Source organism: Acaryochloris marina S15 (assembly GCF_018336915.1).
Lineage (GTDB): Bacteria > Cyanobacteriota > Cyanobacteriia > Thermosynechococcales > Thermosynechococcaceae > Acaryochloris > Acaryochloris marina_A.
This window is the reverse complement of sequence record NZ_CP064923.1, coordinates 4687509-4701355: the sequence shown is the minus strand read 5'-3', so window position 1 is coordinate 4701355 and position 13847 is coordinate 4687509. Positions and strand designations below refer to the sequence as shown.

The 13847-nt window shown below is 49.0% G+C and carries 12 protein-coding genes and 1 pseudogene; 8 read left to right on the top strand and 5 right to left on the bottom strand.

Annotated elements, in window-relative coordinates; all coding sequences use genetic code 11:
• The first annotated feature begins 209 nt into the window (after positions 1 to 209).
• The 3 genes from I1H34_RS21420 to I1H34_RS21410 all read left to right on the top strand — a co-directional run bounded on the left by I1H34_RS21420 (position 210) and on the right by I1H34_RS21410 (position 4532).
• The gene (locus tag I1H34_RS21420) at positions 210 to 2048 is read left to right on the top strand and encodes an HSP90 family protein (RefSeq protein WP_212662955.1); all 1839 of its coding nucleotides are present in this window, start codon (positions 210 to 212) and stop codon (positions 2046 to 2048) included.
• A gap of 2 nt (positions 2049 to 2050) precedes the next feature.
• The gene (locus I1H34_RS21415; protein ID WP_212662954.1) at positions 2051 to 3157 is read left to right on the top strand and encodes a hypothetical protein; all 1107 of its coding nucleotides are present in this window, start codon (positions 2051 to 2053) and stop codon (positions 3155 to 3157) included.
• Between the two features lie 187 nt (positions 3158 to 3344).
• On the top strand, positions 3345 to 4532 hold the full coding sequence (locus I1H34_RS21410) for an ABC transporter permease (RefSeq protein ID WP_212662953.1): 1188 nt from the start codon (positions 3345 to 3347) through the stop codon (positions 4530 to 4532).
• Here the strand turns inward: I1H34_RS21410 and I1H34_RS21405 are convergent.
• The 3 genes from I1H34_RS21405 to I1H34_RS21395 form a co-directional block, all read right to left on the bottom strand.
• A complete protein-coding gene (locus I1H34_RS21405) occupies positions 4524 to 4865 on the bottom strand; it encodes an MGMT family protein (RefSeq protein ID WP_212662952.1) in 342 nt (113 codons plus the stop codon). The two genes, I1H34_RS21410 and I1H34_RS21405, sit on opposite strands and share 9 nt — an antisense overlap.
• A 60-nt stretch (positions 4866 to 4925) precedes the next feature.
• Positions 4926 to 6365, bottom strand: a complete 1440-nt coding sequence (locus I1H34_RS21400) for a VanZ family protein (protein WP_249369469.1) — start codon at positions 6363 to 6365, stop codon at positions 4926 to 4928.
• A gap of 290 nt (positions 6366 to 6655) precedes the next feature.
• Positions 6656 to 7324, bottom strand: coding sequence for a riboflavin synthase (locus I1H34_RS21395; protein ID WP_212662950.1), 669 nt, complete (start codon positions 7322 to 7324; stop codon positions 6656 to 6658).
• A gap of 234 nt (positions 7325 to 7558) precedes the next feature.
• Here I1H34_RS21395 and I1H34_RS21390 point away from each other — a divergent pair, with 234 nt between their 5' ends.
• The 5 genes from I1H34_RS21390 (at position 7559) to I1H34_RS21370 (ending at position 12251) form a co-directional block, all read left to right on the top strand.
• Entirely contained in the window at positions 7559 to 8071 is a 513-nt protein-coding gene (locus I1H34_RS21390) for a bifunctional nuclease family protein (protein WP_212662949.1), read from the top strand.
• Between the two features lie 15 nt (positions 8072 to 8086).
• Positions 8087 to 9256 carry an aldo/keto reductase gene (locus I1H34_RS21385; RefSeq protein WP_212662948.1) on the top strand — a complete coding sequence of 390 codons (1170 nt, stop codon included), beginning with the start codon at positions 8087 to 8089 and terminating at the stop codon, positions 9254 to 9256.
• A 275-nt stretch (positions 9257 to 9531) separates the two neighbouring features.
• A complete protein-coding gene (locus tag I1H34_RS21380; protein ID WP_212662947.1) occupies positions 9532 to 9891 on the top strand; it encodes a DUF760 domain-containing protein in 360 nt (119 codons plus the stop codon).
• Between the two features lie 158 nt (positions 9892 to 10049).
• Complete coding sequence (locus I1H34_RS21375; protein WP_212666463.1) at positions 10050 to 10235, top strand: hypothetical protein; 186 nt, start codon at positions 10050 to 10052, stop codon at positions 10233 to 10235.
• 117 nt (positions 10236 to 10352) lie between these two features.
• Positions 10353 to 12251, top strand: coding sequence for a GTPase family protein (locus I1H34_RS21370; RefSeq protein WP_212662946.1), 1899 nt, complete (start codon positions 10353 to 10355; stop codon positions 12249 to 12251).
• Here I1H34_RS21370 and I1H34_RS21365 read toward each other — a convergent pair.
• Together I1H34_RS21365 and I1H34_RS32270 are read right to left on the bottom strand one after the other, a co-directional pair.
• Positions 12243 to 13340 carry a radical SAM protein gene (locus I1H34_RS21365; RefSeq protein WP_212662945.1) on the bottom strand — a complete coding sequence of 366 codons (1098 nt, stop codon included), beginning with the start codon at positions 13338 to 13340 and terminating at the stop codon, positions 12243 to 12245. The two genes, I1H34_RS21370 and I1H34_RS21365, sit on opposite strands and share 9 nt — an antisense overlap.
• Positions 13341 to 13499: 159 nt before the next feature.
• A pseudogene (locus tag I1H34_RS32270) lies at positions 13500 to 13700 on the bottom strand (hypothetical protein); the annotation flags it as partial.
• Positions 13701 to 13847 lie beyond the last annotated feature (147 nt).

Below are 13847 nucleotides of genomic sequence, written 5' to 3'. Positions count from 1 at the left end.
GGGCATTATAGGCTATAGCCTGCGCTACTAATTCTTTGTGATTCAGCGATAAATCTTATCTATAGATGGATTGTCGTTTGAAAAGTCTAATATTGCATTTTTTCTTTCTTTGATTGAGATAAGTTGGCTTTTTCAAGGGATTCGACCCATATCAGAAAAAGCATCATTGTCAGCATTCGTCATTTCTCTAGCTCATCGAAGCAATTCATATGATTCATTCCCAAGCAGCACAAGAACACTGCTTCCAGGTCAATCTGGGGGGCATGATTGAACTTCTTTCTAACCACCTTTATAGTGACCCACGGGTCTATATCCGAGAACTGCTTCAAAATGCGGTTGATGCCATAGAAGCCCGGCGGCTAATTCAGCCTAACCATTTGGGCCGCGTCCTGATTGAAGTCGTGGATAGTGAAGATGGTACACCCACCCTCATGGTCGAAGATGATGGCGTAGGTTTGACCGAGGCCGAAGTTCATGAATTCCTAGCTACGATTGGTAAAAGCTCCAAGCGAGGCGAACTGTCTGAGCAAAGAAGCACCTTTATCGGCCAGTTTGGGATTGGCTTATTGAGCTGCTTTATGGTCAGTGAAGAAATTGCCATTGTTACAAAATCAGCTCGTCATCCAGAAGCACCGCCAGTCGAATGGCGCGGTAAACCTGATGGCACCTACAAGGTTCGCACTCTGGAACGAGATCTCAAGCCTGGGACCCGAGTGTATTTGGTGGCTCGACCTGGGTGTCAAGAATTGCTGTCCGTTAAATCTTTAGAGGTATTGGTTCGCCACTATGGTGGCCTATTGCCTATGGCGCTGGAGTTATCAGCCAACCAGAAAACAATTGGTTTGAATGATGTTCCACCCTGGCGCAAAGGCTGCACCGATGAACAATGGCGTCAGGAAACGTTAGCCTATGGCGAACGGTTATTAGGCGAAAAATTTTTCGATGCTATCCCTTTACCCTCCATTGCTGAAGGCGTTGAGGGGGTCGCTTATGTCCTAGCGAATAGTGGCACGGTTGGATCTACTCCCAGCCATCGCGTATATATCAAAGGCATGCTGGTTTCAGAAGCATCCAAAAAACTGCTGCCAGATTGGGCCTTTTTTGTCCGCTGTGTGGTCGATGCTCGTACGCTACGTCCCACCGCATCCCGTGAAGACCTCTACGAGAATGAAGATCTAGATCAGGTTCGAAATGCTTTGGGGCAAGCCTTAAAGCAATATCTGATTGGGTTGGCAGAGACAGATTCAGCACGTCTCCAACGGTTAATCTCCTTGCATTATCCGGCCTTGAAAGCCCTTGCCGTTGAGAATGATGATCTATTGCGCCTCTTCTTCAATTGGCTGCCCTTTGAAACCTCCTTGGGTAGGATGACAGGCCAAGAGATCCGGGAAAATAGACAAACCGTATGCTTCGTGAACACGGTTGATCGGTTTCGCCAGATAGCTAGTGTTGCTACAGCCCAGTCCATGTTGGTGATTAATGCGGGCTATACCCACGATACAGAAATCTTAGACCGGGCCACGGCTCTTTTCTCGGATATCTCTTTTGAAGTCATAGATCCGGCTGAGTTGAGCGAAGCATTTGAAGAACTGTCCCTCACAGAGCGAGATCGCGTTCATGACTTTTTGCGCTTAGCCGATGTCGTGTTGCAACCGTTTGGCGTCCAAACTGAAGCACGTCGCTTTAAACCGGTCGATCTTCCGGCTATCTATTTACAAAATGAAGCCGCAGAAACTTTGCGATCGATTAGTCGTACTAAGGATATTAGCAATGACTTATTTTCCAATGTGCTAGATGGAATTGCCCAAGGCATTGAATTCCAAGCCCACTCCCGACTCTGTTTTAACTTCGACAATGAAACGTTTCTGCGTATGGTGGACTTGCCAGACCGAGCGCTGCAAGAGCGGGTTGTGCAGATGCTCTATGTTCAAGCTTTGCTATTAGGTCAGTATCCTTTAGGTCACCGAGAAATCAAGCTAATGAATAAAGGGCTGCTGGGTCTCATTGATATGAGTTTGAATTTAGCCAGTCTTAATGGAATGCAATAGCTATGAGTATGACTGAACAGATTGATGAGCTGCTCTATGAATGTACCAACCAACCCAAAGGGTCTCTAAAAATTTCTCTGGCAAAACAGGCCATTGCCCTAGCAGATCAGATCAATGATCTAGACCGAGGGTACGCAGCCCGTGAAGAACTAATCAGCTGCAGTGCTTTTCGCGGTCGGCCAGACTTATCTATCCCCGCATTTGCCTGGTGTCTAGCTCAAGCAGATGCCAATCCCAATCGCTTTGATTTGCGTCATCTATTGTGGATGTATAAGTGGATAGTTGCAGCCTGTAGTGAGTGTCCTGGTATTAGCCTGGCACAGTTTGATGAGCTATTGGAAGACTTGGGAAGACGCTTTCAGGCAGCGGGCTACAGCTCACGTGTTTACTATCAACGAAAAGCAGCGGGGTATGCCGTAATGGGACATTTGTCTGAAGCTGCACTAGCCTACCAGGAGTGGCCGCTCCAAGCTCGTGATACCGTGTCGGATTGCCATGCCTGTGATATTAACGAGTCAGTCATCGTGCTCACTCATCTTGGTCGTCTAGAAGATGCCTTTGAATATGCAGAACCGATACTGTCTGGTGGAAAGCGTTGTGCTGAAGTTCCACATTTGACCTATGCGGTGCTGCTTCTTCCTGCCCTGCGTCTGAACAAGTTAGCGGAGGCTCAAGAGTTCCATCGCCTGGGGTATCAGCGCATTGCCCAGAATCCCAACTTTGTGAAGGAACATGGCATTCACATTATCTACTTATCCGTGATCGGTAATTTAGAGCGAGCAGTGACACTGCTAGAGCGCCATCTACCCATGGCGCTTAAGAGTTCCATTCCTCTGAACCAGCTACATTTTTATGCGGCTTGCCACCTCCTAACCCAACAATTGATCTGTGCGGGGCGTCGCTCTATTAAAGCTCGGTTACCTCAAGATTTTGCCTTGTGGCAAGTAGACGGGTGTTATGACCTGGATGGGTTACAAGCTTGGTTCAACCAACATGCGATCGCATTAGCAGAACAATTTGATCAACGGAATAGAAATACTTACTACTCTGAGTATGTAGCAGAGACTCTAGCATTAGCAGAGGAACTGAGCATGGTCACAATGCAATAAGAAAAGCCCAGCCCCAGTTAATTCTGCTATTGGACATCCACCTAAAGAGGGTGAGTATGGCATCAATTAGATCCAGTGTGGCTGAATAACCCAAAACTCTATTCATCTAGTTTGGCCACTTAAATCACTCTTTATCCTAAGCAACGGCCTACAATGTGGAGGTCTTCAGCCCTAAGGACGGGACATTATGAGTTGGTGGCAACAGCTTCGCCAGAAAAAGTTGGCTCGATTTGGGGCTGCGATTCTGATTACCTTCTATGTACTAGTGATCGGCGCAGACTTTGTTGCCCCCTATGCCCCCTGCGACACGGAAACCATTAATACTGGAGCCTGCCAGCCCCAAGTAAATGGAGCCTTATTACCGCCCACCCAGATTTATTGGAACAATGACGATGGCCAATGGATTGGCCCCCATGTCTATCCCACCACCCTCGAACCTATTGACTGGCGCAATAAGGAATCCAAAGCCTGGCAGACCGGCATCCGTGATTTACAAGTCGATCGGACTCAACCGTCTCCCCTTCGCCTTTTTGTCAAAGGCTGGGATTATCAGTTTCTGCAACTGAAGCTGCCCTTGCCCACTCAATTTTCCTGGTCTGACCCCAAAATTGATCAGGTCACCGTCTTCCCAGGTTTTGCCTTTAATCGTCACTTGTTTGGCACTACTGGCCCTGGCTACCTCAATGTCTTGGGGACTGATGATCAGGCCCGTGACCAATTGAGCCGCCTCCTCTTTGGGGGGCGTATTAGTCTCAGCATTGGTTTGGTGGGCGTTGCTATTTCCCTGCCCTTGGGGATGCTAGTGGGGGGCATCTCTGGGTATTTCGGGGGATGGGTGGATGCCATCTTGATGCGCTTCGCGGAAGTCTTGATGACCATTCCTGGACTGTATTTACTGGTGGCGCTGGCTGCTATTTTGCCGCCAGGATTATCCAGTAGTGAGCGCTTCTTGCTGATTGTTTTAATTACTTCGTTTGTGGGTTGGGCAGGACTGGCCCGAGTTATTCGAGGTCAGGTCTTGTCGATTAAGGAGCAGGAGTTTATCCAGGCTGCCAAGGTGATGGGAGCGAAGCCGCTGTATATCATTACCCGCCATGTCCTCCCCCAAACGGCTACCTATGTGATTATTTCCGCGACCCTAGCCATTCCTAGTTTTATCGTGGCGGAATCAGTGTTGAGCCTAATTGGTCTAGGAATTGAGCAGCCTGATCCCTCTTGGGGCAACTTACTATCTTTATCGACCAATGCCTCTATCTTGATTTTGCAGCCCTGGTTGGTGTGGCCTCCTGCCGTTTTGATTATCTTGACGGTGCTGTCCTTTAATCTCTTAGGTGACACGCTGCGAGATGTCTTGGACCCCAGAGGCTCACTCTAGTACGTTCGGCTGCCACCGATAGCAGCGCAGATCCAGTTTGTCTTGGCTATTGAAGGTGACGCCTTCTTGCTCCAGCAAAATGCGTTGCAGGTCATCGCTTCCCTGGCGTTGGGGAGAATGAGAAATCATACCCTGAGCATTTACGACCCGCTGCCAAGGAATATCTGAATCCGGTGCCACTCGATACAGGGCATAACCAATCTGGCGGGCATGACGGGGCTTGCCTAATAATTCCGCAATTTGGCCATAGGTGGCGACTTTCCCTGAGGGAATTTTGCGTACTAACTGATAAATTTGTTGATAAAAATAGCTTTGACGACCTGAGGTTTTCATAGATCTATAGGTTGGGCTACTGACTATCCTCTCTTAAGGTGAAAACGGTGCAATAGACAACTAAAGCTGATACTTCTCTAAGGTGATGAAGTAAAGCTTGGTACCAAACCAGCAGAAGAAGAGCATGGCTAACACTTCAATATATTCAAATAACCAAATATTGAGGCTGCTTGTATATACCCTAGAAATAAGTGCAGCTAATATCGAGATGCCAATTACATATTGAGAAATTTCCCTAGCCGTATTAATTTGCCCCGTTGCCTGCTGTAGCTCGAATAAGACGATTGCGGGGGCAAACGTAAAGGCAATAAATAACCCTTTATATAAGTCGAAGCTCAAAAGCGCTAGCCGCCATTCTCGATAGATTTTAGACAGAGGCTGCATAAAGTATAGGCCAGCAAGTAGAGAGACTTGTTTATCTTGATTCAGATGGTTCTGGTAAATGTGAAAGGAAATACCGTCATATACAATGACGATATTTTGATCTATAAAGTTTAGGTTTTCGTCATGCATTATGAATTCAGGAGTCATTCCTGACACTCCAGAGAGTGGAAATCGAATGCGGCTAGTCAGTCGATTCGCCTGGATGCCTAAGATAAAATTTGCATGATCTATATCTTCAGCAATCGCCAAAACTACGCCAAAGCCCTTATTGAATTTAGACTTGATTTTGAGGGCAATGGTAAAAGCTGTATTGGACTTCATGCGGCTGATGAAGTCAACGTTACTGCTTTCAACTAAATACCAGAAATCATTGTCTGCCTTAGGATGTAGTTTGGGTTGAGGGGAGGCGTTTTCGCATGAGTCTAGCTCTGAAGGTAAACGATACTGTTCTGCTATATCTGGTTCTAATAGACAGGAAAAGGCTAACGATTCATAGCTAGTAGAGTCGAGCTTGAAGTCAAGTAATGGTTCGATACTATCTGATGGCAATGCTGAATCAAATATGAGAATATTGGATGCTTTACCTAGCCATGGATTTTTCCCTGTTGCAGTATTTCCAATGGTTAAGGGATAAGACGTTTGCCAGTTACTGATCTGGATTTGACTGGCAAATATAGAGAGTCCTAAATAGATAGAAATAAAATACCCAAGAAATGCAACGATGCAAATCTTTTTGTTGAGCCTGATCGAAAATCTTTTGGGTTTTGGTGTTAATAACTGCAGCGCATATAAGCCCCCTAAAAAACCCCCTAATCCATTGAAAATAATATCGGATAAGGTTGGATATCGACCAGGAAGAAAGAGTTGTGCCACCTCAACCAGCAGCGAGGTGGAAGTGCTGATCAAACCAATACTCATCAGACAAAGTAAGGCTTTGTGCCTTGGCAGTCTGCTGGTGAGGGCATAGCTACTGAATCCTAGGGGCAAAAAGAGAATGATATTCGCCAAGATATCAATGGGATTCGTGGGATTCTGAATCCCTAAACGAATGGCGTCTTTGAGATTAAGGTCCTGGAAATTAAACGTAAATGGAGACAGGGTACTAATGGCAATCAAGGTTAGTGAACCTAGCCACAAAGCTACTATCATCACTAACTTTGTTTTTCGATGCTTCATTCTTGATGACTGCTAACCAGTAAAGAAGGCGCTTGCGAATCGAGAATTTTAGAGAAGGGGTGAGGTGTAAGTCCGGGGTCTTGCTATATCTAGGTTTGGAGATGAGTTAGACGCGATGACTTACTGCTTGAGGTGGTGCTTTTGCGGCAATGAAATGTACTGGCGCAATATTTGTGTGTTGCTCAGGGCCTGACTGATTTTCGAGGGCATGGATTGCTGGACAAGAACCATTACAGGTTACCGAATCCGTGGGTGGCCAGGAATTCAGGTGTTATTTCAGGCAGGGTTGTGGTGGCGGATGAGGGACCTGGCAGGTGCAGAAGTTTAGCGACATATTTGCCTAATACATCGTTTTCAATATTGACCTGATCGCCTGGGTTTAAGTCTTGCAAGTTCGTATTGGCAAAGCTATGGGGAATGACGGCAACTTTGAAGTGAGTACCACTCTCGTTGCAGTCGGCAACCGTCAGGCTGACACCGTTGATGGCCACGCTGCCTTTATGGATGATAAAGCGTGCGATCGCATCCGGTACTGTAAAACTCAACTCCCAGGATGTGTCCGTTTGTTGGAGTCCTTGGAACACCCCCACGTCATCAATATGACCCGTGACAAAATGGCCGCCTAATCGATCCCCCACGCTGAGCGCCGGTTCTAAATTGACGGCTTGGTGGGACTGCAGCCGCTGCGATAGGGTGGTTCGCTGCACTGTCTCAGGAGACACAGACACCACAAACCCCTGAGCAACTAGAGTTTCGACGGTTAAACAGACGCCATCCACAGCTACACTGTCGCCGATGGCGAGGTCCTCCCAAAAGAGAGTGGACCCACACTTCACTAAAATTTGCTGTGGGCCTTGGGGCTGAAGATAACCGAGTCCTTGAATGAGTCCTGTAAACACTTACGTATCACGCCATCATTAACATCAGTATTTCTTACATTGTCAAAGTCTGATTGCCTTGGCTAGGATCAGGGTGGGGAATTCTATCTTAATTCTCAAACCTCGTACTTCTGAGATTCTCAGTCTGATCCTTAGAGTATAAATTGCCCTAAAGAAATTGTAGAGAATCCTCAATGGTATGGGTTTACATGAGAAGGTGTCCTCCGTGGCCATTGTTCCATTGGGTCTACAAGCATGATTGAAATGAATGTTGCGGGTATTGCTTTGGATGCCGCAACCCGCTTGCCTATCGTTCTCTTGAAAGATGCGACGGAACGTCGGGCTTTACCCATTTGGATCGGTCAAACAGAAGCTAGGGCTATTCTCACGGCATTAGAGAGCCAAAAGACCCCACGCCCCATGACTCATGATTTGATGGTGAACTGCATGGATCAGTGGGACATCGATTTAGAGCGGGTGGTGATTCATTCCCTGCAAGACAATACGTTTTATGCGGTGCTGACCTTACAGCAAGGGGATTCTAAAAAAGAAGTCGATGCCCGTCCGAGTGATGCGATCGCACTAGCACTGCGCATGGATAGCCCCATTTGGGTGCTAGAAGAAGTGGTTGCAGATGCCTCTATTCCCGTTGATAAAGAAGCCGATCTGCAAGAACAAGAAGAATTTCACGAATTTATCGATAATATTCGTCCCGAAGACTTTACTCAGAGTCGAGGTGGCAGCGAACCCTCGGCTGAATCTAGCTAATCCTCGCAACTCACCATGAAATATCGCCGTTTCGGCAAGACTAATCTGCATCTGTCGGTGTTTTCTCTGGGAACGATGCGGTACTTACAGTCGGCTCAGAATGCTGAAGCAACCTTGGAGCGGGCCTTTGAACTGGGCATTAATCATATTGAAACAGCCCAAGGGTATGGAAAAAGTGAAGTCTACCTAGGGCAGATGATTCAGGCTTTAGGGCTGGCAAGGGAAGAGGGTTGCTATCTGCCAGAGCAAGGCCAGGGAGAGGCTAAACGCCTCTATCTCACCACGAAAATCACGCCTAAACCTGGTGCCCAAGCGATGGCCGAGGCGATTGATTTGTCCCTAGAACGGCTAGGACTGGAGACGATTGATTGTCTGGCCATTCATGGACTCAATACGCCAGAGCATTTGGAATGGGTCCAGGATCCCCACGGATGTATGCAGGCGGTGCAGGCTGCAAAAGCCGCAAATCGGATTCGCCATGTAGGGTTTTCCACCCATGGTTCATTAGAGCTAATTCTGGCCGCGTTGGAGACAGATTTATTTGAGTTTGTGAATCTGCACTACAACTTTTTCTTTCAGCGCAATGCCCCAGCCGTTGAGCTGGCGAGGCGCAAAGAGATGGGCATTTTCATCATTTCCCCTGCGGATAAAGGAGGATTGCTATATACGCCGCCAGAACGGTTACAAGCTCTCTGCCAGCCGCTAGACCCGCTCCATCTCAATGCCCGGTTTTTGCTGAGTCAGCCTCATGTGACAACCCTGAGCGTGGGAGCTGCAAAGCCAGAAGAGTTGGATTGGCCCCTTGAGATTGCAGATCAGATTCACCCCCTCACGGACGAAGAACAGCAGATTCTTGACCGTTTTCAAATCCAGGCCCAGACGCTGCCCGATCTGTGCCAGCAATGCTATGCCTGTCTGCCTTGCCCGGAAGATATCAATATTCCAGAAATTCTGCGATTACGGAATTTGGCCCTAGCCTACGATATGGAAGAATTTGGCCGTTATCGCTATCGTATGTTTGAAAATGCGGGGCATTGGTTCCCTGGACGACGGGGCAATCGCTGTACTGACTGTGGAGACTGCTTGCCTCGCTGTCCTGAGCAGTTAAATATTCCCCAATTGCTCCAAGACACCCATACTCGTTTGCAAGGTCAGCCTCGGCCTCGATTATGGGAGTCCATTTAGAGGCCAAAAAGCAATCTAGCGAATTCTTCTTGATGCTTGATGTATAAGCGCTTGCCCTAGGCGGTCTAGGCTTGAAATCTCGCCAAAAAAGTTAACAATCGTTTATACTACCGTCAAGGAAGCAGAACGCTTGTTTACCCATTCACGAAGTTCTGATTTCTGGATGATAGTGTTGATCAAATTACCTTAAGGTTCGGGCTTCTCTCCATCGAGAACCTGGGCATACTAGAGGAAGAGATGACACAATGAACACAAGCAGATTCTGAGGGTGCTTTATGGCCTTTGACCCCGAAAACGCCAACTTTATTATGAGTGATTCAGAGGAGGCTCAGGCCAATCTCTTAATCAAATATTTACAAAATCAACCGCCAGAAGTCCTGGCCCGGGTTGCTAAGTCCGTCAGCCCCGAGATTAAGCAAATCATCTCGCAAAATGTGCAAGGGCTAGTGGGTGTCCTGCCTAGCGAAGCCTTCAGCGTTCAAGTCGTTACCGATCGCGATAATTTAGCTGGCTTGCTTGCCTCCGCGATGATGACTGGTTATTTCCTCCGCAAGATGGAACAACGGATGGAACTGGATACTAGCCTGTTGGGCAATGGTCTCTCTTTTGATCAAGATTCTGAAGACGCTGAGTAGTGTCAGTCAATAATTAGTTCATGCTCCACGTCTGAATAACACAGCAGTGAGATCACCAATCTGTGCAGACTTGTTCTAAGTGCGGTACTGGGTAAGACTCAGGCCTGCTGAGTTGTCCCAACTGTGGGAGAGCAGGTTCCTGTGGGGCTAGCTTTTTTGTGGCTCGTCACTCCCCGATGGCTCAGTTGTCGTTGCAGATTTCGATTCTAATCACCTGGTTGGGCTTGGTCCTCAACATTGGCACTGGACTTTACTATATGGTCATGGGTGATCTGGTGACTGGACTAATTGCCCTCTGGGTGGGCACTCCTTATCTGTATGCTCCAGCGGTTGTCTTCTCCTAGGTTGCAGAGCGACTATAGTTCTAGGGAACCTTTGCTCAGGTTTTTCAGGTTCGTTTAGTTCGTCTGCGGGCTATATTGCCCTTGGGTCCTTTTTCATTCCATCTATAAATCCGCCCTATGATTCGTCTCAAGGTCTGGCAGTGGGTCATCTTGGCCTTACCCGTCGTTAGCGTGCTCGGATTTCTCGGTGTTGCAGCTGGGCTGCAAATCCATCAGTGGGGACTGAGTTGGATTTGGGCTGTGGTGGTTTTGGTGTTTGTCGGTTGGCGATATTTACTGGCTCGCTGGGTGCGGTTGCCAGATCAGATTGCTGCAGAGGCCAGAGCCTTTATTCAAGACAATGCTGCAGAGACTCCCAGGGCAGGTCAGCCCCGCCGGGAACAGGCCGAAGCCGAAATTCAAACGATTCTGGTCGCTGCTCGGGAAGATGTCTTGCCCTGGGAAGATTGGGCTCAGTTCTTTCGCCGCTGCCAAACCTTGATTGAGGCGATTGCCCATGTCTACTACCCCACTACCAAACGGCCCTTTCTGAATATCTATGTGCCAGATGCCTATGGTTTATTGCGGGGCACCGTGGACGATGTGGATCAGTGGATGCAAAAGCTTTCCCCTGTGCTGGGGCAGGTGACCGTGGGACAAGCCTACGAAACCTACGAAACCTATCGAAAATTAGAGCCGGCTGCCCGCACGGTCGTCAAAGTGTGGCAATGGTCCCGGTGGATTTTTAATCCGGTGGCAGCCTTGACCCGCACCTCTACCCAAACCTATCGGACTCAGGCCAATCAACAGTTACTGGCCAACTTAGGGCAGATTGTGCGAGAGACCACTTTGCAGGCCCTCGGGGAACGAGCGATTGCCCTCTACGGTGGCGAAGCGGTGCGCTCCTTGGAGAGCCTGGAGCTAAAACTACCAGAGGCCGAGACTCAAACCCTACAAGGGATTATTACGGAAGCCGCGCCTGCCGAGACCGTAGAGCAGGCTCCCTTGAATGTGCTCTTGGTTGGACGTACAGGGGCAGGCAAGAGTAGCCTGGTGAATACCCTGTTTGGCCGACAGACAGCAGCCGTAGATGTGTTACCCAGTACGGACACCTTGCAGTCTTACCCTTTCCAGAATGATCTAGATGAAACTCTCATTCTCTGGGATTCACCGGGGTATGAGCAAAGTGGAAGAGATGATCTACGCCAAGCAGTGATCGAGAAAGCAGCTGAGGCGGATTTGCTGTTGTTGGTCACACCGGCGACGGATCCAGCCCTGCAAATGGATCTGGCGTTTTTAGAAGAGATCACAACCCAAGTGGATGATCTGCCCATCATTAGCATCGTCACTCAGGTGGATCGGCTACGACCGATTCGAGAATGGTCTCCACCCTACGATTGGCGATCCGGTGACCAACCCAAGGAGAACTCGATTCGTGAGGCGATTGCCTATCGTCAAGAGATTTTGGGGGAACTCTCGGCGGCAATTTTGCCGATGGTCACAGAGGATAGGAGCCAGGATCGGCCAGCTTGGGGAGGGACGGAACTGTCGGCAGCGATGGTGGATGAATCTGACCCGGCAAAGCAGGCCCGAATGGCGAGATTTTTGCGCGATCGCACCACCCGTATCACCACTTCTGCCAAAATCATCAATCAGTATGCCTCCCAAATGAGCACGACCCAGGGACTTGCGGCTCTGCTTAAGAGTCCGGTTTTAGGCTTTCTATCGACGATGACGACGGGTTCTCCAGCCTTAGCAACAGCCCTGGCAACTCAACTGCCCATTGAGCAGGCCCCTGTCGTGATGGGGAAGCTACAGATGGGCTATGAGTTATTTACGTTGCTTGCTGAACCTGATGCTCATCCTGTCTTTGATTTTTTGTCCCTGTGGCCGCTGCTGCTAGAAACGGCTCCCTCGATTAAGGAAGATGCCTGGGCCTTTGGCCAAACCATGGTGGAGTTTTGGTCTGGCAAGGTGAGGGTCGAGCAATTGCAGGTGCGATACCAGAGCTATCTGAGCAAGGCCACTCTAGCCTAAGCAGGCTTGATAGAGTCCTTTTAAACTGGGGCGATCTGCTGTAGCGACCCCGCGCATTAACCCGGTCAAATTGCACACGCAGGTCTGGCAATCTGTGGCATCTCGCAGGATGCACTTACCGACGCTTTGGCCATCAAAGCCCAAGCTGGTCACTCGCCGAGCCACGGTACATTGGGTGGCGTTTTGAATCACGAAGGGCGCATCAAAGAGGTAGGCATTGACGGCAGGCTGGTTAAAGGGAAATAAGTCCCAACCGTATTGGACCGCCGCTGCTTCAATCATCCCCTTCATGGTTTGCCGATCCGTCAGGGTGAGGGTGTTAGGGTCGTCAGGAGACTGGGTGGCTGCACCGGAGACCATGATGCCTCTAAGTTTGGTGACAGAGGTGACGAGCCAGTCTACGGTTTCAGGAAAGAGGTCGAGGCTAGATTTGGTCAGGGTGATGTGGGCATATGCACCTCGCTCGGATTCATTGATATTGCGGACAATGGCCGCCGCCATGCCGTGGAGATCTTGGTAGGTATGGTTTTTGAAAAAATCTAGGGGATCTCGGGTTTGGTTATGGTGGTCAGGGGGACCATCGATACTGACGCTATAGACCACGGAACGCGGCACTTTGGGGAATTTGCCAGAGCCATTGGTCACGACCCAAACCACCGGAAATTTCCGGCCAGCATATTGAATCACTCTAGGGGCTAAGGTGGGTTCTCCACCCACGAGGGTGGCGAGGACCATGCCTTGGCGGGAAAGCTGGTCTAGGGTTTGGTAAATGGCTTGGTCTTTGGCTTTATGTTCGGCAGGGTCAAGCTGGAGATACCCTTGGACTCGTTGGGTTTGGTTCCAGTCGGAGGGATAGACATAGCAATAATGGCAGCCAGCATTGCAGCGATCGGTGATTTCTACGGAAGCCCCGAAGGGGAGAGACTGTTTTTGCAGTCTCGATTTGAAGACAATGGTTATGGCCCCCAGAAAGGCTCTGGCAATGATGAAGTTACGTTTGACCCAGCTTAGGGTTGAATATTGAGGACGATAGGGAGTGAAGGGCCGGGGTTGACTTGTCTGACTCGATTGCCGATTCTGGGTGAGCATAAATGAGTATGACTAAATTTGGTGGTTTTGATACTGCTGTATCTACAGGTTTAGAGGGAAATACGAGCATCTTACCAACAAGGCTTTAGCCGGAAGGTTTTACGTTTGGGAATAACGATGTCAGTCTTGCGGAGTATTAGGTTGGCTGGGGGATAGCGGCTAGGATAAATAGGCTGACGATACAGAGCATGCCCAATTGTCTAAGGCTGCGGAGATTAGATTCATCGGTGATGTAGAAGCTGGCGTGGAGGATGCGAAATAGACTGTATTGACTTGAATCTGAGGGACTTGGGTCAAATGGGCCACGAGTACGGCTGTAGAAAATCTAGGGAAGGTCTCAAAAGCATTGAGTTGGGCGAGATGGGCGCGGCGGTGCCATCCGGTGAGGGTTTCGTTAAAGGCTCGTGGATTTTGGACATAGTCAGCTTTGGTCTAGCACTGACAGAATCTTAAGGGGCCAGCAAAGCGGTCAGGATACACCAGAGGCTTATGGTCATAAGTTTAGGT

What these genes read in the sequence shown, in the direction of transcription:
- I1H34_RS21420 (WP_212662955.1), top strand. Translation starts at nt 210, where the DNA reads ATGATTCATTCCCAAGCAGCACAAGAACACTGCTTCCAGGTCAATCTG.
- I1H34_RS21415 (WP_212662954.1), top strand. Translation starts at nt 2,051, where the DNA reads ATGAGTATGACTGAACAGATTGATGAGCTGCTCTATGAATGTACCAAC.
- I1H34_RS21410 (WP_212662953.1), top strand. Translation starts at nt 3,345, where the DNA reads ATGAGTTGGTGGCAACAGCTTCGCCAGAAAAAGTTGGCTCGATTTGGG.
- I1H34_RS21405 (WP_212662952.1), bottom strand. Translation starts at nt 4,865, where the DNA reads ATGAAAACCTCAGGTCGTCAAAGCTATTTTTATCAACAAATTTATCAG.
- I1H34_RS21390 (WP_212662949.1), top strand. Translation starts at nt 7,559, where the DNA reads ATGATTGAAATGAATGTTGCGGGTATTGCTTTGGATGCCGCAACCCGC.
- I1H34_RS21385 (WP_212662948.1), top strand. Translation starts at nt 8,087, where the DNA reads ATGAAATATCGCCGTTTCGGCAAGACTAATCTGCATCTGTCGGTGTTT.
- I1H34_RS21380 (WP_212662947.1), top strand. Translation starts at nt 9,532, where the DNA reads ATGGCCTTTGACCCCGAAAACGCCAACTTTATTATGAGTGATTCAGAG.
- I1H34_RS21370 (WP_212662946.1), top strand. Translation starts at nt 10,353, where the DNA reads ATGATTCGTCTCAAGGTCTGGCAGTGGGTCATCTTGGCCTTACCCGTC.
- I1H34_RS21365 (WP_212662945.1), bottom strand. Translation starts at nt 13,340, where the DNA reads ATGCTCACCCAGAATCGGCAATCGAGTCAGACAAGTCAACCCCGGCCC.